Annotated in this window: 33 protein-coding genes; 13 read left to right on the top strand and 20 right to left on the bottom strand. The window is 41.4% G+C overall.

The genetic code is table 11. From position 1 onward, the window contains the following. Positions 1 to 10 precede the first annotated feature (10 nt). From LI149_RS03500 to LI149_RS03475, 6 genes are read left to right on the top strand one after another with little or no spacing between them, the layout of a single operon-like run. Entirely contained in the window at positions 11 to 529 is a 519-nt protein-coding gene (locus LI149_RS03500; RefSeq protein WP_227142965.1) for an AbrB/MazE/SpoVT family DNA-binding domain-containing protein, read from the top strand. A gap of 19 nt (positions 530 to 548) precedes the next feature. Beyond that, positions 549 to 797, top strand: coding sequence for a hypothetical protein (locus LI149_RS03495; protein ID WP_005333464.1), 249 nt, complete (start codon positions 549 to 551; stop codon positions 795 to 797). A gap of 5 nt (positions 798 to 802) precedes the next feature. After that, complete coding sequence (locus tag LI149_RS03490) at positions 803 to 1,381, top strand: hypothetical protein (protein ID WP_005333462.1); 579 nt, start codon at positions 803 to 805, stop codon at positions 1,379 to 1,381. After that, positions 1,362 to 1,739, top strand: coding sequence for a hypothetical protein (locus LI149_RS03485; protein ID WP_005333460.1), 378 nt, complete (start codon positions 1,362 to 1,364; stop codon positions 1,737 to 1,739). The genes LI149_RS03490 and LI149_RS03485 overlap by 20 nt, the downstream gene beginning before the upstream one ends. Continuing rightward, complete coding sequence (locus tag LI149_RS03480) at positions 1,739 to 2,347, top strand: hypothetical protein (protein ID WP_005333458.1); 609 nt, start codon at positions 1,739 to 1,741, stop codon at positions 2,345 to 2,347. The genes LI149_RS03485 and LI149_RS03480 overlap by 1 nt, the downstream gene beginning before the upstream one ends. A gap of 55 nt (positions 2,348 to 2,402) precedes the next feature. Then, positions 2,403 to 2,687: a hypothetical protein gene (locus LI149_RS03475; RefSeq protein WP_005333456.1), complete on the top strand. Its 285-nt coding sequence runs from the start codon at positions 2,403 to 2,405 to the stop codon at positions 2,685 to 2,687. 32 nt (positions 2,688 to 2,719) lie between these two features. On the opposite strand, the gene LI149_RS03470 is transcribed toward LI149_RS03475, so the two are convergent. The 8 genes from LI149_RS03470 to LI149_RS03435 all read right to left on the bottom strand — a co-directional run bounded on the left by LI149_RS03470 (position 2,720) and on the right by LI149_RS03435 (position 8,384). After that, entirely contained in the window at positions 2,720 to 3,121 is a 402-nt protein-coding gene (locus LI149_RS03470; protein ID WP_005333454.1) for a response regulator transcription factor, read from the bottom strand. Positions 3,122 to 3,183: 62 nt separating this feature from the next. Further along, positions 3,184 to 4,056, bottom strand: coding sequence for an ABC transporter ATP-binding protein (locus LI149_RS03465; protein WP_005333452.1), 873 nt, complete (start codon positions 4,054 to 4,056; stop codon positions 3,184 to 3,186). 4 nt (positions 4,057 to 4,060) lie between these two features. After that, positions 4,061 to 4,717 (bottom strand): hypothetical protein, encoded by a 657-nt coding sequence (locus LI149_RS03460; RefSeq protein ID WP_022415113.1) that lies wholly within the window; start codon positions 4,715 to 4,717, stop codon positions 4,061 to 4,063. After that, a complete protein-coding gene (locus LI149_RS03455) occupies positions 4,714 to 5,778 on the bottom strand; it encodes an ABC transporter permease (protein WP_005333443.1) in 1,065 nt (354 codons plus the stop codon). Before LI149_RS03455 ends, LI149_RS03460 begins: the two co-directional genes overlap by 4 nt. Before the next feature lie 70 nt (positions 5,779 to 5,848). Next, the gene (locus LI149_RS03450) at positions 5,849 to 7,051 is read right to left on the bottom strand and encodes a HAMP domain-containing sensor histidine kinase (protein WP_005333442.1); all 1,203 of its coding nucleotides are present in this window, start codon (positions 7,049 to 7,051) and stop codon (positions 5,849 to 5,851) included. Next, on the bottom strand, positions 7,039 to 7,713 hold the full coding sequence (locus tag LI149_RS03445; protein ID WP_023921570.1) for a response regulator transcription factor: 675 nt from the start codon (positions 7,711 to 7,713) through the stop codon (positions 7,039 to 7,041). Before LI149_RS03445 ends, LI149_RS03450 begins: the two co-directional genes overlap by 13 nt. Before the next feature lie 94 nt (positions 7,714 to 7,807). After that, positions 7,808 to 8,056, bottom strand: coding sequence for a winged helix-turn-helix domain-containing protein (locus LI149_RS03440; protein ID WP_005333437.1), 249 nt, complete (start codon positions 8,054 to 8,056; stop codon positions 7,808 to 7,810). Between the two features lie 73 nt (positions 8,057 to 8,129). Beyond that, positions 8,130 to 8,384 (bottom strand): hypothetical protein, encoded by a 255-nt coding sequence (locus tag LI149_RS03435; protein WP_005333435.1) that lies wholly within the window; start codon positions 8,382 to 8,384, stop codon positions 8,130 to 8,132. 277 nt (positions 8,385 to 8,661) lie between these two features. Between LI149_RS03435 and ligA the strand changes: the two genes are divergently transcribed. From ligA to LI149_RS03415, 4 genes are all read left to right on the top strand, one after another. Continuing rightward, positions 8,662 to 10,656 carry an NAD-dependent DNA ligase LigA gene (gene ligA, locus LI149_RS03430; RefSeq protein ID WP_040015507.1) on the top strand — a complete coding sequence of 665 codons (1,995 nt, stop codon included), beginning with the start codon at positions 8,662 to 8,664 and terminating at the stop codon, positions 10,654 to 10,656. A gap of 77 nt (positions 10,657 to 10,733) precedes the next feature. Then, a complete protein-coding gene (locus tag LI149_RS03425) occupies positions 10,734 to 11,237 on the top strand; it encodes an NADAR family protein (protein WP_023921566.1) in 504 nt (167 codons plus the stop codon). Positions 11,238 to 11,258: 21 nt separating this feature from the next. Then, positions 11,259 to 11,732 (top strand): LPD11 domain-containing protein, encoded by a 474-nt coding sequence (locus LI149_RS03420; protein WP_005333427.1) that lies wholly within the window; start codon positions 11,259 to 11,261, stop codon positions 11,730 to 11,732. A gap of 89 nt (positions 11,733 to 11,821) precedes the next feature. Beyond that, positions 11,822 to 13,186, top strand: a complete 1,365-nt coding sequence (locus LI149_RS03415) for an ATP-binding protein (RefSeq protein WP_005333425.1) — start codon at positions 11,822 to 11,824, stop codon at positions 13,184 to 13,186. A 63-nt stretch (positions 13,187 to 13,249) separates the two neighbouring features. Here the strand turns inward: LI149_RS03415 and LI149_RS03410 are convergent, their stop codons facing one another. The 6 genes from LI149_RS03410 to LI149_RS03385 form a co-directional block, all read right to left on the bottom strand. Beyond that, positions 13,250 to 13,612, bottom strand: coding sequence for a type II toxin-antitoxin system HicB family antitoxin (locus LI149_RS03410; protein ID WP_005333424.1), 363 nt, complete (start codon positions 13,610 to 13,612; stop codon positions 13,250 to 13,252). Continuing rightward, complete coding sequence (locus tag LI149_RS03405; RefSeq protein WP_227142964.1) at positions 13,596 to 13,853, bottom strand: type II toxin-antitoxin system HicA family toxin; 258 nt, start codon at positions 13,851 to 13,853, stop codon at positions 13,596 to 13,598. The genes LI149_RS03410 and LI149_RS03405 overlap by 17 nt, the downstream gene beginning before the upstream one ends. 2 nt (positions 13,854 to 13,855) lie before the next feature. After that, entirely contained in the window at positions 13,856 to 14,212 is a 357-nt protein-coding gene (locus tag LI149_RS03400; protein WP_005333420.1) for a hypothetical protein, read from the bottom strand. A gap of 9 nt (positions 14,213 to 14,221) precedes the next feature. Beyond that, on the bottom strand, positions 14,222 to 14,443 hold the full coding sequence (locus tag LI149_RS03395; RefSeq protein WP_005333419.1) for a DUF5348 domain-containing protein: 222 nt from the start codon (positions 14,441 to 14,443) through the stop codon (positions 14,222 to 14,224). A 46-nt stretch (positions 14,444 to 14,489) separates the two neighbouring features. Further along, entirely contained in the window at positions 14,490 to 15,149 is a 660-nt protein-coding gene (locus LI149_RS03390; protein WP_040015506.1) for a recombinase family protein, read from the bottom strand. Between the two features lie 205 nt (positions 15,150 to 15,354). Next, the gene (locus tag LI149_RS03385) at positions 15,355 to 15,612 is read right to left on the bottom strand and encodes a helix-turn-helix domain-containing protein (RefSeq protein ID WP_005333415.1); all 258 of its coding nucleotides are present in this window, start codon (positions 15,610 to 15,612) and stop codon (positions 15,355 to 15,357) included. Positions 15,613 to 15,919: 307 nt separating this feature from the next. Here LI149_RS03385 and LI149_RS03380 point away from each other — a divergent pair, with 307 nt between their 5' ends. After that, positions 15,920 to 16,261: a helix-turn-helix domain-containing protein gene (locus LI149_RS03380; RefSeq protein WP_005333412.1), complete on the top strand. Its 342-nt coding sequence runs from the start codon at positions 15,920 to 15,922 to the stop codon at positions 16,259 to 16,261. Positions 16,262 to 16,414: 153 nt separating this feature from the next. Here LI149_RS03380 and LI149_RS03375 read toward each other — a convergent pair whose 3' ends face one another. Next, entirely contained in the window at positions 16,415 to 16,939 is a 525-nt protein-coding gene (locus LI149_RS03375) for a PadR family transcriptional regulator (protein ID WP_005333410.1), read from the bottom strand. A 210-nt stretch (positions 16,940 to 17,149) separates the two neighbouring features. On the opposite strand from LI149_RS03375, the gene LI149_RS03370 reads away from it, so the two are divergent. Further along, positions 17,150 to 18,505: an MATE family efflux transporter gene (locus tag LI149_RS03370; protein ID WP_005333407.1), complete on the top strand. Its 1,356-nt coding sequence runs from the start codon at positions 17,150 to 17,152 to the stop codon at positions 18,503 to 18,505. A gap of 130 nt (positions 18,506 to 18,635) precedes the next feature. On the opposite strand, the gene LI149_RS03365 is transcribed toward LI149_RS03370, so the two are convergent. Further along, positions 18,636 to 18,824, bottom strand: a complete 189-nt coding sequence (locus LI149_RS03365; protein ID WP_005333406.1) for a helix-turn-helix domain-containing protein — start codon at positions 18,822 to 18,824, stop codon at positions 18,636 to 18,638. Continuing rightward, positions 18,824 to 19,351 (bottom strand): sigma factor-like helix-turn-helix DNA-binding protein, encoded by a 528-nt coding sequence (locus tag LI149_RS03360; RefSeq protein ID WP_005333404.1) that lies wholly within the window; start codon positions 19,349 to 19,351, stop codon positions 18,824 to 18,826. Before LI149_RS03360 ends, LI149_RS03365 begins: the two co-directional genes overlap by 1 nt. Before the next feature lie 423 nt (positions 19,352 to 19,774). On the opposite strand from LI149_RS03360, the gene LI149_RS03355 reads away from it, so the two are divergent. Beyond that, positions 19,775 to 19,945: a hypothetical protein gene (locus LI149_RS03355; RefSeq protein WP_227142963.1), complete on the top strand. Its 171-nt coding sequence runs from the start codon at positions 19,775 to 19,777 to the stop codon at positions 19,943 to 19,945. A gap of 577 nt (positions 19,946 to 20,522) precedes the next feature. On the opposite strand, the gene LI149_RS03350 is transcribed toward LI149_RS03355, so the two are convergent. The 3 genes from LI149_RS03350 to LI149_RS03340 all read right to left on the bottom strand — a co-directional run bounded on the left by LI149_RS03350 (position 20,523) and on the right by LI149_RS03340 (position 23,001). Beyond that, entirely contained in the window at positions 20,523 to 20,939 is a 417-nt protein-coding gene (locus tag LI149_RS03350) for a hypothetical protein (RefSeq protein ID WP_020436703.1), read from the bottom strand. A 62-nt stretch (positions 20,940 to 21,001) separates the two neighbouring features. Further along, positions 21,002 to 21,784, bottom strand: a complete 783-nt coding sequence (srtB, locus tag LI149_RS03345) for a class B sortase (protein WP_005333383.1) — start codon at positions 21,782 to 21,784, stop codon at positions 21,002 to 21,004. Further along, the gene (locus tag LI149_RS03340) at positions 21,781 to 23,001 is read right to left on the bottom strand and encodes a CHC2 zinc finger domain-containing protein (protein WP_005333381.1); all 1,221 of its coding nucleotides are present in this window, start codon (positions 22,999 to 23,001) and stop codon (positions 21,781 to 21,783) included. The genes srtB and LI149_RS03340 overlap by 4 nt, the downstream gene beginning before the upstream one ends. Positions 23,002 to 23,046 lie beyond the last annotated feature (45 nt).

Genomic DNA, 23,046 nt, shown 5'->3' with positions numbered 1-23,046 from the left:
GACTTTAGTTATGAATATTGCACTCATCCGGACCATGGACTCTCAGGGGCGTATCGTCATCCCTGCAGAAATCCGGAAACAAATGAAGCTCTCAGACGGAGATGCACTGGAACTGGAAAATGTGGGAATGGAGCTGCTTTTACGCAAATGCCCTACCCACTTAAGCGGAAAAGAGGAAATGGCTTCCTATCTTTCCGTCCTCTACAGTGTCATCCACTGTGGTATCGCAATTTGCAGTGAGGCTCACATACTCGTATCTGCGGGCATCTATCTTCCGGAAGGCACTCCCGTTACAGAAGAACTCGCCGAATTGGTTGCGGACGGCCAGGAACTGATCTCTGCTGAGAACTGCCCTGTCTACCCGGTATCCAACACCCGTCAACCGGTTTGTGCTTTTTTCCCGATTTTAAGGGAAGACAGAGAGCCGCTGGCACTTCTTCTCTGTTCCAGAACCGGACAGCATTTATCCGAGATGGAATTGGGATGCGCTAAACTGGTCGCTGCCGTAATTGCAAACAAAATTAAGTAAGGAAAGGAGCGTGAAATCAATGAAGAATACAAATATAACCTTACACACCACCCAAAAGAAAGAATATGTCCTCACCGGAATCCTGTCCCTGCCCCTCCATCTGGGAGAACGGGCGTGGATCTATAGTTATAACCAGACCTTTGCTACCAGTCCGGTGCAGAGTATTCTGGAAGTATCCGAAAACGGTGTGGTATTTGAGACCTGCAACAGTATTTACCGTCTCAGCTACACCCGTGTTCCGATGGAGCTGGAGGCGATGTGTGCTTGACAAGAATGGAAGAACTGGAGAGCTGCCTTTCGGGGCTCCTCTCCACCTTAAAGAAGAACCGGGAACATGTGCCTCTGGAAGTGCTGAAGACACAGTATAAGCAGCCGTATGAAGAACTGGTCAGAAACATCAACCTGACCGCTTCTGCCTATGCAAAATCTGTGCTGCTCCACCGGCTGGTCCTGAATCCGGATGCAGATGTGGAGGAACAATGTACCGTCATCAACCAGATGATACAAACTTCCGGGATGCTGAAGAAAATCAGCTCCTGCATGTCCAAAACCTATGATGTAGGACAGATATATCCTCTGATACTGGAACTACGCCATATGGTCGAACAGGCACTCTGGCCCTATGTGAATCAGGCAACTTGTCTGGTCGCAGATCTGGATGATATAGAAAAAGAACCGACAATTTACAATTTTTTGACACATGAAGTTTATGAAAATGATACCTGGATTCACCGAGAAATCGACCTGCGCTGGAAACTACTGGTACATCTTACTCCCGAACAAAGAGAATCCGTACCACCAGCCAATCATAGTATGAATGGAGGAATTTACCATGAAAGAACAACCATCTAATCCTTGCGAGAAAGTCTCATTTATTTTGACCTATGACCAGCTTGAAGCTGCTTATAACATCTACCGGGAACAATTTATTTCCTGCGACTTCATCCGCCGCTCCATGGAACGTCTGGAGGAAAGAATCGGACTCTGCAACCTTCCATATGAAACGCTGCGTGATGATCCAAGCCTTCTTCATGAAGCATACCTGCAGTTTCTCCGACTGGAAGACTGCAATGTGGCTTATAACGACACGCTGGAGCAGGTAATTGATGCAATCGAACAATGGCTTGCCTCTGGCACCTTATCCCCTGTAAACCTTACGGTTTCCAACCAGAATATGGGTGAAACTTTTGGAACGGAGGTGGATGTGTAATGGCAAATATCTGCTGTGATGATGTGATCTTTTATACAGAAGGAAATCCGGAAGGACTATATGACTTGTGGGAGGACCTGGAAACCTACATCATTCTGAACCAGAATCCTGATTTATGCTGGATTGGCAATTTATTTTCCCACAAGAAAATAGATTCCACCGGAATATCTCTTCGTGGAAATGTCAGCTACATGGAATGGAATGATACGTATATTCTACTTTCTTTAGAGACAGCATGGACTCCACTTTATGAAGCATATCAGGCGATAGCCGCTGCATATCATGTTCCCTTTGTGATGCAAAGCATAGAACCTGGAGAACGAATTTATTATAACACGGATGAAGCACACCTATTTTTCCCTGACCGATATTGTGTCCGCTTATATGAAGAAAGCCTATTGACTCCATGTGGCTTAATAATCGGAGAAAAGCTGGAAGACGGTGAACCATTTGAAACGGAAACAGACGTATTAGAACGATTCAGAGATTGCGGATATCCAGCAGCTACACTAAAAGAGTTGGAGCTCATGTTCGATGCGGATGAACTTATTATTTTTGAATTTACAAATCCATATTTGGATCTGGAGCAGAAAAATGCTTGTGCATGAAACTTCTCCCCTCCACACCAAAGACGATTATCATCAGATTTAAAGGAGGAACACCATGACTGATTTGGAACTGGATGTCTGGGATGCATGGCTCAGGGAACGTCAGGAACATCTGGAAGAAACCCTGTCCAATATCTCACCATCGGAAGAACCCTGCAGATATTACCTGCTAACCGGATATATTCAGGGAATGCTAGAAGCTCTTACCATGCTTACGACTGTTGAGGATGGGAAACGCTTCAAGATCAAACTGGAGCAATTTCGCCAGAATCTGCTCCTCTCTGGAGATTACGATGCTACCGGTAACTATAAACAGGCAGTGAAGAAAACTGCTGTTTAAATACTTCGAGCCGCCCAATCGGACGGCTCTTTTTATGCCCGAAAACGGTAGCCTACACCACGTATCGTTTCTATGTAGTGCGGTTCTTCCGGATTTTCTTCTATTTTCTTTCTCAGATTCTTGACTAACCCATAGACACGGTTATCCACTTCTGACTCCACATCCTCATAAATATGCTGGTAAATCTGTTCTTTTGTAAATACCCGATTGGGGGATAAGGCCAGATAAAAAAGCAGGTCATATTCATGTCTGGTAAGTTCCACAACCTTACCATCTTTGATTACGCTCCGCTGAAGCTGGTCTATTTCCAAACCTTGGAATGTCAACTTTTCAGAATTTGTAATCTCCATAACTTCTAACGTACTTTCGCAGGCTAGAACTGATTTAATTTTATTCAGGATTCCCTCTTCGGAATCAGAAATGGTAAGAATCATCACTTTCCCATAACATCACCTGCTTTTCTTAGCATTTAGCTTTCACTCCTCATTAACAATGTTTATCGATTGGTTACATAGATATATGCATCTTCCAAAGTTACGTCACAAGCTATACATCCACTTTCTGACGGCATATTCTCCCCTAACAGTCTTAATCTAATTCCTTCCTCCGTATACTGCTTACTGGAAATATGATATTTTCTTTCTAATTCTCTTGCAAGGCTTTCGTCCTCTGTACAGCATTCCCATACATGCCCTCTTGCCTTATTCAATAATTCCCTCATTGTTCCTGTATAAAGGAATCTACCTTTTTTCATAACCGCAAGCTGATTACAGGTTGCCATCAGATCCTCCACCACATGCGTTGAAAATAATACGGTGCGTTCTTCTGCAAAATCTACCAGTAAATTACGGATACGGATGCGTTCCTCCGGATCGAGCCCTGTTGTTGGTTCATCCACAATTAAAAAATCCGGCTCATGGAGTAATGCCTGCACTAATCCAACTCTTCGCTTCATTCCACCTGAAAGCTGCCGCATTTTCTTTTTCTGATGGTCTGCAAGACTGGTCTTCTCCAGATAGTAATCAATCCTTTTCTTGCTTTCTCTTTTCTCAATTCCAGCCAGATCTCCCATATACTCCAGACATTCTCGAACAGTCAAAGACGGATACAGATCAATTTCCTGTGGCAGATACCCAATCTTTTTCTGTATCTTTTCGTAATTTGCTTCGCAATATAGCGTACCATCTAACAGAACTTTTCCACTTGTGGGTGCAAGCACCGTTGTAAGCACCCGCATCAACGTTGTTTTTCCTGCACCATTTTCACCTAACAGACCAAATATCCCATGTGGGATTTCCAGATCCACATGATCTACCGCTGTCACTCCATTTTTAAATGTTACTGTTAAATCGTCTATTCTTATACTCATAATCTTACCCTCTCTTCTTTAATATCTTAGGAACAAATGCAAGCATCATCCCCGCAAATACCACGCACAGCACCTTCCCGCCAAGCCATCTCCACTCTGTCAGCTTACCGAAATCACAAGTTCCGTAGGAAAATGGTCCCCAGTTTTTCAAAAACTGAGTTGCCTTTCCGGAAATAGAGAAAAACCAGAAAAGCAGCACGACACCCATACCAATCCATCTGTTTCGAACCAGATTGCTGACAGTTACGGAAAGCACACTCCAAAACAAAACAGTTCCGGGAATCGCAATACAATAAATTCCAAACAAGGCACCGCCATCTAATTCTTCTGTCAGATTCACCGGTTTCTGCCAATAAAAGAGTCCATATGCCAACAAACTGATTCCAATCAGATAAGCTACCTGCACAAATAGTCTTTTATAAACTACCCCTGCCTGCTTTTTTAGATTATAAAGGCAGAATACTTCCGAGCGTTTGCTCTGCACTTCCACCAGATAAGTATCTGCACAGAAAACGACTGCCAGAAGCGAAACAGCTCTTTCTACTGCCTGCCCGATTTCATTCGCATATACAACAGGCTGGATTGCACTCAATATCACAACAAAAGCGATTGAATATGCAATTTTATAATATGGCATACATATTTTTACTTCTTTCTTCAATATACTCTCCTCCTTTTCCACATCCACACCGCTATAAACATGAGCAGTATGGATGCTGCCACAAGAAGCAGTTGATTGAGATATACCTGATGTGGCAATTCCGTTTCAAAAAAATTCCCCGGAAATCGAACCATAATAGAGAATGGTCTTGCATGACACTGTCCTTTGCTATCCCATGTCAGCATATTAGAATAAATGATATAAAGAACCAGCGCCGGAACCGCTGGAAGCGGATTCTTAAACAGCAGCGCTGTAACCGCATACACACAGCAGATCATCAGGATGTTCGGCAGGACATACAGGATCGAATTCTGAACAAAATCCAGTATGTTCATAGCAAATCCTGATTTTACTGCCGTGGCGTAACACAAAATGATAAATACGATATTCATAATGACCAGTGCCGCCGTCATAATGAGAAATCCACTGCTTATTTTCCCGGCAATATATTGAAAAGCCGTCATCGGTTTGGTGTGCAGCAATTCATAAGTATTTTTCCTCATATCCTGGAAAAATAAAAACGCCAGCAGAACCGTTGCAAAGAATGCCATATGCAGGCTTGCAAAATCTGTAAATTTTCTTCCGAAATAATAGGAGAATGGATGTTTCTCAAGATTTTCTCTGATATACCGGTTGACTTCCTCCGGGCTTCCCTGATACCATGAAACGTCCTCATACACATAATTGGCACCATTAAAGTGGTATTCCGTTTTCAGATACTGACACGCCTCCGTAATCTTCATCTGTTTCATCTCAGATATCACTGCCTCCGCCTCTACTTCCGACATGCCAAACCCATTCTCTGTGTCCTGAAGTATCTTTACAATCTCTTTCTCCCACAGTTCTCTCTCCTTATCCGGTGTTGCCGGAATACATCCCTCCATAACATCCCCATCGGAGGCCATTTTTACCTTCCTGAAGGTTTCATCCGACTTCACGTAATGAATGGACAGATAGGGTGCAAGTGTCTGGTACATACTGATTAAAACAACAATCAAACCGATCCAGAATATCGGATTTTTAAGATAATTTTTCAGATTCCTTTTTATGATTGCTTTCATAAGTCATCCCGCCTTTCTTTTTTCTACAAACAGCATAGCCTACAAATCACAACAAAAAAACAACAGCCATTTATTTCTGCTGTTGTTCTTCTAATACATAATTTTTAAACACTGCCTCAACTTCCGCACCGCCATCTGCTACATTTTTTATCAGCAGTTTCCCACCATGCCGTTCGCAGTAGATACGGCTGATATACATACCCATTCCAAAATGCTTTAAGTCATCCTGTGGATTCTCATGATAAAACGCCTGTGTCACCCTGTCGATATTTTCCTGAAATCCAATTCCGTCATCCCTGATACTCATTTTCAGATATTGGGGTGTCACTGTCAGCTTCAGCCTAACTTCCTGATTGGCATAGCGGAATGCGTTAGCCAACAGATTATCCGCTACTTCCATGATGATTTCCTCATCCGCAGTCAGTATTTCAGATTCTCTCACTGTCGTCACTGTAAAATTCTTTTCTGATTTTTCCACCACGACTTCTGCCAGAGCTTCTATCTGGTTTATCAACTGCCGGATATCTACCACGGAACAGTTTAATTCCCGTTCTTCCAATTTCGTCATCTTCCTCATACTATCAATAAAATGGTTCATCCGTTCAATCTGAAGCATACCGCCCCTTAACATCTCCATCATTTTCTCTTGATCAAGCATATCTTCCGGAACAAATTCCAAAAGCATTTCCTGATATCCCCGCATGATTGCAAGCGGCGAGCGGATATCATGGGCAATCGCTGCACGCAGTACCCGCTCATCTTCGATCATCTGCCAAAGTCTACGGTTATTTTCTTCCAACTGCCCACGCATCCTTTCAAATTCCCTGCACAGCATCCCCATCTCGTCCTCGTTCTCATAAGCCATATGAAAATCCAGATCTTCCTCCGCAATCATCTGTGATGCCATCTTCAGTTCCTGAATCGGTCTCTTTAATTTATTTTTGTAAAACAGGCTGACCGCAATTCCACATCCGGCAAAAGAAAAAAGCAATACTCCGTACGTCCGAAGGAAATCACAGGTTTCTGAAATATGCCAGTCCATTCTGCTCATTTTACTCTGATTCGGTCTCGGTACCACTACCTCAAAATTTTCATTGCGGTCATTCATTGCCTGATAATACTCGTCCTGATCCACGTACTTCCACCAGACCTCCTCCTGTATCTGCCCGGCAATCTCAATAATTGACACAGAAAGAAAAAAAGTGACAATCAAGCTGAGTATCGTATATAAAACCATTGTCTTTTTCAAGGATAAATTTCTTATCTTTTCCATCGATACCCCATCCCCCATACTGTCTCAATGTATTCTGTCTGCGTATATTCCGCCAGTTTCTTTCTCACTCTCCGGATCAGTTCCGTAACAACACGGCTGTCACCTTCCGCATCATAACCACACACCTTTTCGTATATCCGCTCCCTGTCAAAAACCTGTCCTGGATTCATGGACAAAAACTCAATGATTGCATATTCCAGCTTCGTAAGCTCCAAATCATTTTCACCGATCTGAACCCTCTTTGCTCCATAATCAATACTGAGGTCTCCGTGGAATCTGTATTCAGACTTCCCTTTATGACGCTCCTCACGCTTCAAATGTGCAATAATACGAGCATCCAGTTCTTTCAGACTAAACGGCTTCAGTATATAGTCATCCCCACCGGATAAAAGCCCGTTTACCCTGTCCTGCTCCTCCACTTTTGCCGTCAGGAAGATAATGGGACAAGTTACTTTGCCCCGGATACGTCTGCATACTTCTAATCCGTCTATTTTAGGCATATTGATGTCCAGCAAGATAATATCCGGTTTCTTATGGATTTTTTCCAAAGCATCTGTGCCATCTTCTGCCATCATTACATCATATCGTTTGATTTCAAAATAGTTCTTTAACATCTTTAATAATTCGATGTCATCATCCACGATCAAAATTCTATATGCCACTTTTATCACCTCGTTTTATCAGTATACAACGAAAAAAACAATAAATAAACAACAAGAGAAACACTTCGAGCCGCCCATTGCCGGACGGCTCCTTTTATGCCCGAAAGCGATAACCAACACCACGTATCGTTTCTATGTAGTGCGGTGTTTCCGGATTTTCTTCTATTTTCTTTCTCAAGTTCTTAATCAGACCGTAAATTCGGTTATTCACTTCTGACTCCGCTTCCTCATAGATATGCTGATAGATCTGTTCTTTCGTGAATACCCGATTAGGAGATAAAGCAACCACAGCGATTTGCTTCAAAAGTCTCTTTCGCCTGGTATACCGTTTATAACTTCTCATGTTTATCACCTTCAATCTGCTTTCAAATTTAATAATCTATATTTTATGACAATTCAGCATATAGAAAAGTTAGTTATTCGTGAAAATTATTTTTAAATTTAGAACTTGCATAACCACTACGATGTAAAAACAGTTTAGAGGCATTTATGACAGAGATTGATTTTATCTGGTTTTCGACTTTCTCCACGAAAGTGGCAAAAAATACCTGGCTACGAATTCCTTCGCTTAGGGCAAATCTGAAATCCTGAACGCTTTTATTCCTGTAGCCGACAAATTTGTCATCAACATAAGGCAAAAGCTTCATTGAGGAATCTATTTCATTTGACATATACTACATCTAGTGTTATACTGTTCTTATATCAATTATTTGTGTCAATCCGGAAAGGATTTATCACACGCAGTTTAGGTTTGAAACGTAGTCAGGAGTTTTCCTATGCCCAACAAGCAGCAGGGACTTCTGGCTTTTTTTATTTTGCAGGAAACTGCATCTATTTTGAGAATGAACATAAGCGTCATTCTCTTTTTTTATGCCTGAACGCAGGGAAAGGAGGATTACGGAAACAAATGATTCCGGAACTGGCACGCCACAAAAGAAAGGAGACTCTATGTCAGTCAAAAGAATTAAGAATCTTGTAAAACAACTCAATGAATACCGTCATGCCTACTACAATCAGGATGCCCCTCTGGTATCTGATGCCGAGTATGACCGACTCTTTGACGAACTGAAGGAACTGGAGGAACAGACTGGTTTCATCCTGTCAAATTCTCCGACACAGACGGTTGGATATTATCCGGTCAGTGAACTTGCCAAAGTCACCCATCCGATTCCACTGCTCTCGCTTGAGAAAACAAAACTGATTTCAGAGCTTTTAGATTTCATGAAAGGACAGGAAGTTCTCTTTATGCTGAAACTGGACGGTTTGACTACCAAACTCATTTACGAAGATGGCAGACTGATTCAGGCTTCTACCCGTGGAGATGGTGAAGTGGGGGAAGATATTACACACAATATCCCGGCATTTTTAAATGTACCGCTTACCATTCCACACAAAGAACGTCTGGTCATTACCGGTGAGTCTTTTATACCAACCAATGATTTTGAACGTCTGAAAGATACTCTGCGTGATGGAAATGGAAAACCTTATAAAAACGGACGTAATTTTGCTTCCGGATCAGTACGAAGTCTTGATCCGAAGAACTGTATCGGACGTTGTGTTCGCTTTCTTCCGTTCAATGTATTAGAAGGAATGGAGGATGTTCCCTTCCCGGACAGCAGAGCCTGCAAATTAGAAGGTTTAACACACCTGGGCTTTGGTTACTGCCCGTTTTTCTCAATTTCAGGAACCGGACTTTCAAAAGAATATGCGGAGAAATTCATTCAGGAATTGGTATCCACAGCAGCAAATTTACATCTTCCTATCGATGGCATTGTCATGATTTTTGACAGTCTCAGCTACTCCAAAAGCTGCGGAAAAACCGGACACCACTATAAGGACGGCCTCGCCTATAAGTTTGAGGATGATACCTACGAAACTTTCTTGCGTGAAATTGAATGGACACCGACCAGATTCGGAGAGATTGCTCCGGTCGGCATCTTCGATACCGTGGAGATTGACGGCTGTGATGTTTCCAGAGCTTCCCTTCATAATCTGACCTTTATCAAAAATCTGGAGCTTGTACCCGGATGCCGGATTCTTGTTTCCAAACGAAACATGATCATCCCACATATAGAGGATAATCTGGATCGTGGAAGGTATACCGACATCACGCCTCCGGTCTGCCCTTGCTGTGGTTCCAAAACCAGAACCTACAGCCGTAAGACCAGCGACGGTCGCACCGTAGAAACTCTGCATTGTGATAATCCGCAGTGCGACAGCCAGATCACAAGAAGGTTTGTCCATTTTGCCAGCAAGAAGGCAATGAACATCGAAGGACTGTCAGAAGCCACTTTAGAAAAATTCCTGAATCTGGGCTATCTGCACTCTTTTCAGGACATCTATCATCTGGAGGAACACCGGGAAGATATTGTGGCACTGGACGGATATGGTGAGAAATCTTTCGACCGCTTGTGGGAATCCATCAACGCCAGCCGGAGGACCAGCTTTGTCCGCTATCTGGTTTCCATGGATATTCCTATGATCGGCAGAACCAAAAGCCGGATTCTGGACACCGTATTTTCCGGAAATTTAACTGCATTTGAACAGGCGGCTGTCGGAGATTACGACTTCACTCAGTTAGAGGATTTTGGCGAAATCTTAAATCACAACATCCATTCCTGGTTTGCAGATGAAGCAAATCTTGATTTATGGAAAAACTTACAGAACGAATTCACATTTGAACAAAGAAAGGAAGAGACCATTATGACAAAAGAAAACAAATTTACAGGATGTACCATCGTAGCAACAGGGAAACTGGAGCATTTTACCAGAGACGGTATCAACGATAAGATTCTGGAGCTTGGTGCCAAACCTGGCAGCTCTGTAACAAAGAAAACCGATTACCTGATCTGCGGGGAAAAAGCCGGCAGCAAACTGGCAAAAGCCCAGAGCCTTGGTATTCCAATTCTTACAGAAGCTGAATTTTTGGAGATGATTGCATAACCATCTCTGCAATAGATGAGAATTATTTTGAGGTGTGGCTGAAAGGCCGCACCTCTTTTACAAAGGAGGAATTTATAATGAATCAAACAAATACAAGCAAGCGCATACCTACACAGATCAATGAATTTCGGGGAGATTATGCTTTTCTAAGCAATTTCTATCCGGCACCGGTCTCTTACATGGGACAAACCTATGCAAATAATGAAGCTGCTTTTCAAGCGCAGAAAACACTCTCTGCGAGAGAGCAACGCAAATTCTGTATTTTTCGGATGCATAATCCTTCTGATGCAAAGAAACTCGGCAGAGATCTTACATTACGCCCGGACTGGGAAAAAGTGAAAGTCCGGCTCATGTATGAAATCTGCATGTGCAAATTCATGCAGAACCCGGAACTCCGGGATAAACTTCTTGCAACCGGAGAGTCCACACTTATTGAAGGAAACAACTGGGGTGACTATTTCTGGGGCAAAGTCAATAACTGCGGAGAAAACCAGTTAGGAATCATCCTGATGGATGTACGTGCGAAGCTGCAGTGGAATGCAGAAACAGCGCCCAATAATATACCTCAATGTCTGCAATAAAGGAAAGGATGGTCTAATAGAATGAATGAAAATGCAAAAACAAAATTAGTGCTTGAGTATACTGGCATGGATGATTTTTCCTGTCCGGTATATAAGGACCAATTCGGAAAGTTGTGGAAGGATATTGACCTTGGCAAAGAGCCTGAACCGAATCTTTATTCTTTATCTTTTAACCATATTGATGGAGAACCTTCCCATCCCATACAGCAGGAGTACACATTTCATCCGGCTCCGTATCAAAGAAGTTCCTATGAATTCGAGTACCGGATGTTAAGTAAATTACAGTCTGACTGTGAATACTATCTGGGCTACGGAAATCGCAGTCCGTCTATCCTATGCAATCATAGCGTTCAAAACCATATTGCCCGTATGAAAGAATTATGGAATGGTTTTCCCACAGATCAGAAACCGGAATGGCTGACCTGGGAACAGCTTCTTCAGTACGAAAAAGTAATGACAGAAACCGGAATACCCGTGAAGAACTGCTCAGACTAGACAATTCATCATTTATCAGAAATTACCCTCTATATTATCCATTCATATTTTGATATAATAGGAACAGTTGAAAGAAAGGAGCATTTCCCATGTATCTGAAAAGAAAAGTTTACGATCAGCTTCTGGATTGGAAAAACGATACCGTCCACAGCACCTTGGAAGTGAATGGTGCCAGACAGGTCGGAAAAACATATATTATCAATAAATTTGCGGATGAGAACTTCAGGCACAAGATCTACATTAACCTGTTTGATTTGTCCGGCAAACAATTTATGGAATGTTACAAAAAAGCCACAGACTGGACTCCCGGTACAAAACGACCGGAGCAGCCGCTTCACGATGCTTTTAAACTCTTCGATCCGGATTTTGAAGATACCAACGATACAGTCATCATTATTGATGAAATTCAGGAATCCTCAGAGATATTCAACCGTATCCGAGAATTTACCCGCTATTTTCAAGCGCATTTCATTGTAACTGGAAGTTATCTGGGACGTGTACTGGAACCGGAATTCAAATTCTCCAGTGGAGATATTACCAGTATCCGTATTTATACCCTTTCCTTTAAAGAGTTTTTGGAAGCATTGGATGACCAGCTTTTTCAGAAGTATCTATCACTTCCACTGGATCATGCAGATGACACCGTACCGGAACTATATGACGAATTAAAGAATGTTTACGACATCTATAGACAGATTGGCGGCTATCCAAAGGTTGTGGAAACATACCTTAACACAAAAGACGTGGAAGCAGCTCAAAAAGAGCTTGTTAGAATCATCCGCATTTTCTTAAACGAATCTATGCGGTACTTTGATGACATCACAGATATTAGTGTTTTTACCAACATCTTTTTAAGCATCTGCCGTATTCTGCTTCGTGAAAAGAAAGGATTAGATGAGGACAGTATAAGTGAAGAACTGCAAAAGCTCGTTACAAAGAATTACTCCAGTAATCTTTCTAAAGCAACCTGCTATCGTGCTATCAACTGGCTTTACCATTCTGGAATCATCGGTTTCTGTGGCAAAATCACAGAACTGGACATCTTGAATTTCAAACCGGGAAGCCGCTGCTTCTTCATGGATCTTGGAGTTGCATATTATTATCTCTCCAGAACTGGTGCTACTGTATCAACTATGGATGGCTCATTGAACGAAAACTATGTTTACATTAACTTGTCCAAACGCCAGGAATTCCCGGAAGAAATTATCTTTGAGACACCGGCTTTTGCTACTTATAAAGGTGGTGAAATTGATTTTGTAGCTCAGACATTGAAAACTCACATCCGCTATCTGATTGAAGTTAAAGCCGGTAAGGGAACTGCATCTACTGCCTTGAAGGCATTGGAACAGGGGAAGGCCAATAAACTACTATATCTGAAAGGTGATACCAAAGGCGGAACCGTTGGAAACGTACAAACACTTCCTATCTATCTGCTAGAACAATATCATTTTTAATCAAAGAAAGAATACTTCGAGCCGCCCATCCGGACGGCTCTTTTCATCTATATTCTTGTATATTTATTTTACTAACAGCGCATCATTCTTTGAAAGAAGATATATACAGTATTGATTCATACTGATGCCTTCTTTTTTTGAGTGTTCCGCCAGATCCCGGTGTAAGCTGCGTGGCATCCTTATTTTAAACTGTCCCGAATACTCTTCCAGGCTTCCCGGTTCGTGAATCTCAATCCCTTCTTCCAGTGCAGCTTCTAACCATGCTTTTTTTGCATCCGCTGCATTTTCAACTGCCCTTTCTATCGTCTCTCCACAGGTGATGCATCCCGGCAGTTCCGGATAAGAAACCACAAATCCACCTTCATCCTTATCTTCCACAATTTCCATGCGATAGGACATTGCCAAATAATCATTCAGTGTCTTCATCGTTTTTCGCCTCACTTTCTACAATCTGCTTTACCATTTCAACATAAATTTTCTTGATTGGTTCGTGTTTCGGTATTGTTATCGGCTGGCATCCCGCTTTACGGAATGTATAATGGCTGCTCCCACTTCTCGGAGCATTTATCTCATATCCATAACTTTCTAATACTTTTCTTAGTTCATCAAAACGAAGGTCTTTCGATAATGAGTAAATTCTTGTCAATAGTTTATCCCATTTCGACATCTTTAATGCCTCCTATCTATAGTATATGTGGTGTCATATGTGGTGTCAATCTGTTTTTCATCTTTCTTGGTCAAATAAGGCTGCAGCTCTTTCTTAGCAGCCGTCACAAATTCTTCTTTTCTCGAACTTACCATATAAATCTTCCAGAGCATCAGATTCAGCTTTTCCGCATCCACTGCTTTGCATTTCTTTTTAATCATGCGGATAAACGGATAGATTACCGTATCCGATAACTTGTTCCCAGCAATCAACATCGTTCCATCCGTTCCATATACCTCATACAGACATTCCAAAATACTCCCCAAATCTGTCACCAATCGGAATGCCGGCTTTTCATATTTCTTTTTAGCTTCCATCATATGCTCCTCCTACATTCGAACCGTCAGTCCACTGAGACTCGTCTTAGGAAGCCCTACCAGATACCAGTCTTCATCCATTTCAATCCGAACCGGAATCCATGCATCCTTTACCTTCACATCAAAACATTCTCCGCAATGAAGACCTCCATAATAAGATTCAATCCCAAACCGGATATCAAATCTTCCCATTGATGGATCATAAATTAAAGTACCTATTCTCTTTTCACTCATATTTCTTTCCTCCTGAAATTCTTTGGTCTATATAAGTAATAGGACTTTAATTTGCAGAATTTGAAAGTTCCGGGTATTTTTCATAAAAAGTTTTTCGATAGCGATAAAAAGTTGAGTGCGTCATTCCCAAATTTTTACGAAGCTGTGTAGGTGTCGTTTCTCCAGAAACTACGCTTTGAAAGTTCTCATCAAAAGTTTCCTGCTTCATCACACTTGGTCTTCCATAATCATCCCATTCGCCCCGCAATTTCTTCGCTTCTATCCCTTCCCGCTGTCGCTTCTCCTTTTTCTCCAGCTCTGCCTGCGCCATAGAAGCATAAAGCTCCAGCATCATGTTATTGATTGTTTCCAGCATCATCCTTGCCATCGCATTATCCATCACAGATAAATCCATAAGCGTAGTCGGCAGTTCCAGAACCATAAGCCGCACTCCCATGTTCTTAATCCGCTGGATCTGTTGCATGGTGTCATACTTGTTTCTTCCCAGTCTGTCCAATTCTGTAACAATCAAAATATCTCCCGGCCGCAGGACATCCTCCACTAAAACGGTATATCTCGGACGATTAAAATTCTTCCCTGTCTCCTGATCCGTAAAAATATTCGTAAGTGCCATCTCATGCTCGTTACAGTACCGCTCAATTTCCTGTATGCCACGGTCAAGATGCTGCTCCTTTGTACTGGTACGGTGATATCCATATATCTGCATCCACATTTCTCCTTTCCATGTCCCAAAATATCCACACTTTTATTGGTATATTTCAAAACTGTGTGTGTAACCTTTTTGAAATATAATCCCTCTTTCCGGAACGTACTTCTAAAATGTATACATTTTGGGATATGTTTCTTTTCTATTTCTGTACGTACCAGAGCCGAAAAGTGCAACAAATATGACAAAAAACTCCCAGAGGATGTTACTCCCCTGAGAGTGGTTGAAACTTATAGCCCACACCTCGGACGGTGCGGATGTAATTCCAGTTCCGTGAATCTACTTTTAACTTTTTACGAAGCTGGCTAATGCAGCACATAACCGCATTAGCACAGTCAATCGGTTCTTCCTTCCAGACATTACGATAAATCTCCTCGTGAGAGAATACCCAGCCAGGATGTTCTGTTAGATATTTTAGTACCGTAAATTCTTTCAGACTCAATTCAATCTTTTGATCATTCATAAAAACAGTATGACAGCGAATATCTATCTGTAGGTTTTTGTCTTTGTAATGCAATTTACTTTCCTCCTAATCTGTTTCACCTTATCACAGCTAATCTAAAATGCTATTATTAGACTGCCAAAACTCAAATTCAAAACCAGAGCAATGCTTTACCTGCAAATAGTCTGGTAATAGACCAGTAGAATCGCAATAGCTGCAAGAGCCAGAAACGGCAAACACATAATTACCGGGGCAGAGTGAAGTGATAAATAAGAACCACTGATTTTTTAGCATTTCAGCCGGATATACAAGCCATCCCCATAGATTGGTGACCGTTACTGTTAAAATTACAGCACTGCCTATATATGTGGCAGCTCCTTTCCGGGTAAAGTTAAAGTCGCAGACCTTTACGACCTACGGCTTAATAGTACGAAAAGACATTAACTTTTCTGTAAAAGAATTTGATGTACTTTATATGCTATATTCTAATCCAGGGATGGCTTTTACTAAACAACAGATTTATGAAGCAGTTTGGCATGAAAAAGCAAATGGTTATTTCCACGCCGTGGAAAACACTATTTTTCAAATACGCAAGAAGATAAAAAAGTATTCCAGCGACAAGAATTACATAAAAACAGTAGTTGGATATGGGTATAAATTTGAAGTTTAATCTGCAGGATATAAGGAGCACCGGGTTTGAGGGAGATTCCCCACTAAGAAAATTTCTATGTTCTGGCTACAAAGCCGGAACATAGGTCGGCATCCATCCCTGTTTCTTCCCAATCCTGCAGACCTAATAAGAAATCAGCTAGTGACTTCTTCATCAAAAGTCTTTTTTTAGAGAAATAATCCATTTTTCAATAGCATCCGCCAAAACTATCTGCTGTTGCAATACTGCCATACCAGTCTTAGGGATTTCCGGATCATTCTCTTTCTCTCGAAGATTTTCCTCCAGATAAGTTTTTAATATTTCAATATTTTCCTCAATACTGGCAATACATGATTGTTGACTTTCAGGCGGTAACTTATCCAAATTTACAATTACTGCATTAAAATCTAAAAAAAAGTGAATGGGTTTAGAGGCTGTTTCCATCATAAGCTTTACAAATTCTTTTTCGCCTTCATCTGTTAATGAATAAACTGCTTTTTCAGGCATCTTACCTTCTTTCACAATTTCTCCTTTAATGAAGCCTTTTTCCTCCAACTGAATTGCTTTTTTGTAAATGGATGGTGTACTGATTTTTACCCATTTTGATATATTACGATATTCCACTAATTTTTGAATATCATAGGCTCCCATCGGTTCCTTTTTCAATATTCCTAACACAATTAAATCTATTGTAGCCATAGTTCACCCACTTTCTATATCCACGAAAGCTATAAAATACTTACGGTTATATATACTGTAATTTATAGTATTTGATTTTATACCTCTTGTCAAGGAAATTGCAGGATACACGCTTGACAACTACTATAAATTATAGTAGTATTCTCTCACGTAGTATACTATAATTTATACTACTATAATTTATATTCTTAATTGAAAGGAGTATTTGAAATGAACAAGAATAACAACAAAATGGATTTATTAGGAAATGCACCTGTTCCCCAAGCACTAATGGCTCTTGGTATACCGATAATGATTGGTATGCTTATTAACGCTCTCTACAATTTGGTGGATGCTTATTTCATAGGAGGACTTGGCGAGAGTCAAATGGGTGCAATTTCCATTGCGTTTCCTTTAGGACAAGTAGTTGTTGGTTTAGGTCTGATGTTTGGCAATGGTGCCGCCTCCTACTTATCAAGACTTTTAGGGCGAGGAGATAGGGAAGCTGCAAGTAAAGTCGCCAGTACTGCATTATACAGCAGTGTTTGTATTGGCGCAGTTATTATTATCGGAACTGCAATTTTTTTGAAACCTATTTTAACCATGTTAGGTGCAACAGACACGATTATGCCATACGCCCTTTCTTATGGAAGAATCTATGTTATTTCATGTATTTTCAATGTATTTAATGTAACGATGAACAATATCGTTGCAAGTGAAGGCGCCGCAAAAACAACTATGTGTGCATTATTATTAGGAGCTGTATTGAATATTGGTTTAGATCCTATTTTCATCTATACTCTCGACATGGGGGTTGCTGGTGCGGCAATCGCTACAGCAATTTCTCAAATGGCTTCTACTCTTGTATATTTAATTTATGCATTACAGAAAAAAAGCGCTTTTACATTTTCCATTAAGGAATTTTGTCCTTCTAAGCAGATCATAACTGAAATTCTGAAAATCGGTATACCCACATTGACTTTCCAGCTTCTTACAAGCCTTTCTATCGCATTCATAAACCGGGAAGCTAATATCTATGGAGATGCTGTTATCGCCGGAATGGGCGCTGTTACAAGAATCACTTCAATGGGAACTCTGGTTGTGTTCGGCTTCTTAAAAGGTTTCCAACCAATTGCCGGCTTTAGCTATGGTGCCAAAAAGTTTGATCGGCTCAGGGAAGCAATTAAAACTTCTATCTTATGGTCAACAATATTTTGTGTAGTTGTGGGATTGACAATAGCCCTATTTTCCACACAGATTATTTCGCAATTTACAGAAGGCAATACAGAGATGATTTCTGTAGGTCAAAAATCGCTAATGGCAAATGGATTTTCCTTCTTCGTATTTGGATTTTACACAGTGTATTCTTCTCTGTTTCTTGCACTTGGAAAAGGCACCGCCGGATTCGTTCTTGGGGCTTGCCGACAAGGTATTTGCTTTGTTCCGATCATTCTGTTGCTCCCATCATTCTGGGGCATAAATGGAATACTATATGCACAACCGATTGCCGATGTAATTTCTGCTATTGTTACTGTGTTTATGGCTCTACATCTTCATAAAGAACTGGCAACAACAAAAGAGCATTAAAGCATCAGGCAACATAATAGATCAACACCGTCTGCCGCTTCGAACTGAGGCAATATCACCCTTCAAAAAACAATCACTCCCAGAGGATGTTACTCCCCTGAGAGTGATTGCAGCCTTTGTTTAAGATAACTTACTCAATTATCTGGAATCTCTGGATACACTGAAGCAATGTACTTACCAGTTCCTGATACAGATCTTCATCAAATCTGCCATTCACAATCGCATTCTTAATTAAAAGCGGCTTATATATCTCTAAAATCTTCAGTACCGCATCTGCATTTCCTTCTTTTGCCTTTAAAAGTAATCGTTCAAAATTCATTAGTTTTCACCTCCCATCACCTTGCGGATCTTCCGGATTGCATAATAATAAATACCCTTGCATCGCTCCTCTGATAACCCGTTTAGCCTGCTCATTTCCTCAAAAGTACGTTCTTCAAACACATGCTGGTAAATCAGCTTCCGTTCTTCATCCCGCAGCGTATGAAGCGCTTTCATCAGTCTTTCATCTGACATCTTATTCCATTCTGGATATTTCCCCTGTGCCTCCTGCAATAAAAGCTGCTCCCTCGTTTGGTTCTCCAGCAATTCTTCGATTACAATTCTTGCCTCCATCTGTCCAATATCCTCCAACAGTTCTTCTGCATCAGCCATCTGGATTTTCTTCTCCAGATAATCATGTCGTTTTCCACGGACAAACTGTATCAGATATGCTGTAAAGTGATTTTGTATCTTTGATCCTGTATATGTTTTTTTGTTCATTTGTTTTATCCTCCGAAATTTTTTATCACGTTCCAAAAAATTCCGAGGATGGCGGTGAGCGGCAACAAAACGTGACACTGCCTTCATTTTTTCGAAAAAAAGAAAGGCTGGACCACTCTATTCGTAGTCCAGCCGATACTTCTCTTTCTATGTAATTGTGTAGGATATGCGATGATAGTATCTCATATACTGCATATTCTAACTTCTCTCCGACACATTGTATGGATAAGATTTTTTTAACAGATTCAGTTCCTCTTTGGCTTTTATCTTATGCTGTCCATTCATGTCTGTCGTACTTACTTCCATGTTTCTCTATTTGTGCATGTGTTATCCTGCTTATCATAACGCACTTTAACGCATGAAATGTATATCATTCCAGAAATAATTCTAATCAACAATTCACTTTGTGTACTTACACAAGACAATGGAAAGGGATGGGAACTAACTGATAAAGATAATATAGTCATTTCGTTTGATAAATATAAATCAGACATTACAGTATCCCAAGATTTGATTATCGGTTATGTAAAAGACGGGATAATGTATGAAGGAGAAGTGTTCGATGAACTGAGTGGAAAATATAGTTTCTCACCAGATGAAAAAGGGGAATATTTTTTCTATCTGCTTAGCGGAAGTTCCGATTATCTATCTCTTAAAAGCGGTAATCTGGAGGTAAATTAAATGTTGCTTTTGCGGGACTTCAGCATACCAATTAACTTTAGTATAAGGACAGGAAGACCTCTTCCGTACAGGAATAGGTCTTCTTGCTGTCTCCGTGCATGCTTTAAAGTATAAATAGGCTTTAATCTGGATACAATTTCAACTGCATCGTTGATACACGCTGTGTTTATCTCGTTTACTGTATCATTCATAAGAATTTAATTGGTTATGTTTATTGTGATGATAGAGTAGCCTTTGTTTTGAACATCTTCCTTGAAAGATTTGTAAACGATACTGTAGATTATCATATTCATTATGTCGGCGTAGATTCTTTAGATGAAGAATGTATTGAATGCAGAAAATACTCTGATTATTGTGAACATATTTTACCTGCTTTCTGGATAGATGACGATTTTTGTGAATAATGAAACACTGGTGTTTGGTTATTCAAAATTTAAGCTGATAGATACTGGTGTTAAGTATATTAATCCGAAGCATTTTTCCGTAAAAAACTTTGTAAAGTATTGCAGATTCAATAAAGAGTGAAATTACAGTAAAATAAAAGATAGTTTTTTCGTTCCTTTGTTATGCCATTGTTCTACGCCGGAATCTTTTCTGCCATCTCCGGCAGGCACTTCTCAAATAATTCCCGATATCTTCGATACCCTTCATCCCGGAGTGGACCTTGCAGTGATGTCAGAGACCAAAGGAGAAGCTCTTCCTCTTCCACAGCATACGGAGAGGTATAGACAAATTTTTTCCCGTCAAAATGCGGTTTTGATAACTTCAGTATTTCCGTAATCTCTCCTTTTGTTTCCGCCTGCATAATCATTTCCACTTTCTTCCGATGGAACTCGCAGACGATGCTCTCCAGAAATCCCTGCTTCAGATAAAATTCCGCCCTTCTATAAAGTTTTACAAGAGCCTCCACTCTTTCATCAAATAACTTGTCCTTTTCACTGACTATCATCTGTGCCAGTGCGTTTGCATGTTCCATAACCAATGCTGTTCCCATTACATTTCCTCCCATAATAAAAGCTGGCATAAGAAATTTCTTCTCACACCAGCACGATTCTTTTATTCCTCTGTGATGATCTCACTGCTTAATTTTCCATGTACCAGATAGCGATAATTCCGTCTGGAATTGACACAGGTAGACAGCGTAACTATCCGATCCGTTGCCGACAGCTCGGTGCCGGTATCATAATCCCTATAAGAAGACACCGTATCCAGAAACGTCTGAAAATCTTCCGCTTCCGGGAAATGATACCTATATCCCTCACTTCCGGTTCTTCCCGCATAGCAGGAAAAGATACGATACTTGAGGATCTTGTCCGGCAAATAGAGATAAAACTCCGGATGTTGTTCAAATAGCTCTTTGTCTTGGTACTTATCCAGAGTTCCGAACATGCTCCCGTTTTTCATATTATGCCCGTACACGATCGTATTCTGATCCGTAAAGTCCGGCTGATTATGGCAGTCCACAAAGATGCTCCCGTTGATATTGGATTCTCCCGAAAAAAGGTGATGAAGATAATATGCATTATCTTTCCCCTGTACCACCGGATAACTAATATCCAGTGCCGGAATCTGAATCCACGCTATGACATCCGGATTAACCGCTTTTAAACCTGCAAAATCAATTTCTAGATACCTATTCTTAGGTTCCTCCTTTTCTTTCTCAGACTCCGGTGATTCTTCTTCCTCTGGTTCCTGAACATATTCCTGCAGTTTCTCGTAACTTACGTCCCCTTTCTGATACTTCAGATAAGCACCAAAGAGTTTTCCTGCCGCTGCGAGAAAAACAAGCAACAGGCAGATAATGAGTCCTGCAAGAACCGTATTTCCTTTTTTTCTCATGATTGTTCTCCTTTCGGAAGAGCCGAAGTCTGTGCCCCGGTTCCTTCCTTCTGTTTGATGGCGGCTAAATAGTCATCAATCCCCTTGTGTTTCCCGTTCCACTCCCCGCTCTCGTCCATATCCCAGACCATCCGGTTCATCGGCAGGGAAAGCTCCCGGCAGATTTCATAGACCTTATTGCAGCCGTTCTGGATAATCCTCCGTTTCTCCGCCTTATGCTGGCAGATAACAGGGGAACGCTCAAAACAGACCGCACACTTACTGTCATGCTTATTGCAGGCTACTTTCATCTTCTTATCCATGTCATACGCCTCCAAAAGCTGTTTCATCCCATATCCTTTCATCCGCTCCAGCACCGGTTTCAGATTCCGGTACTGGTTCACTCCGGCAACGCACACAAAGGTAGCGCCGGACAGATAATGGGCTATGGTCCCTTTTAAGGCTCCTTCGGTCAGATAGACACGTTCTGCGGCAAGATCACCGATCACATGTACCGGACTTCCGGAGGAAACTCCCTGGTCATAATTGACACTGGACAGCCAGATATATTTTTTCGTGTCAGTCACATGATCTACCCGGATCTGAAAACCCTGGATGAACCCGTCCAAAGAAACTATGGGAATCAGGATTCCTGAGTTTTCTGCTTTGAAGTTAATCGTCCAGTTTCCGTCTGTATCCCGGTAGAATCCCGGCACGCCTTTCACCATATATCCTTCTTCTGCCAGCCTTTTGACCAGCTTCTTCATTCCAAACAGCGGGACACTCCGGTAACGCTGTGCTTCGATCTGTTCCGGTTTTAATCCTCGTCTTTGCAGATCCTCCTGATGCTTCCTGTTAAGCGTGAGCATGGACAGCATTCTCTGATACGTCCGGTGGATTTCCTCTATGGGTGCAAGCTCTGCCGTTGCCTTTTCTTCCTGTACCGGCGTTGCTTTGATATAATCCGTCCGGTATTCTCCTTTTCCTAATGCTTCCCGGATCTGCTGATTTGCTTCGGAGAGTGTAACATTGTGCAAATCCGCATAAAGCTTCAGCATCCCCCCGGACGCATCACAGCGGTTGCACCGGAATACATTCTTTTCCACATTGATATTCAGTTTTCCATGCGTCTCTCCACAAAACGGGCAGTCATAATAGTTTCCCCGCCGCTTTCTGAGATGCAGCACCTGCACCACATCCAGTATTCCATAATCAAACCCAGACATATCATAATACATCCCGGTCTCTTCCTCCTTTCCCCCGCAGAAAAAAGCTCTCTGCGG

Origin of the sequence: Dorea sp. 210702-DFI.3.17 (assembly GCF_020560825.1) — a bacterium.
GTDB lineage: Bacteria > Bacillota > Clostridia > Lachnospirales > Lachnospiraceae > Dorea > Dorea formicigenerans.
This window is presented reverse-complemented; position numbering and strand designations above follow the sequence as displayed.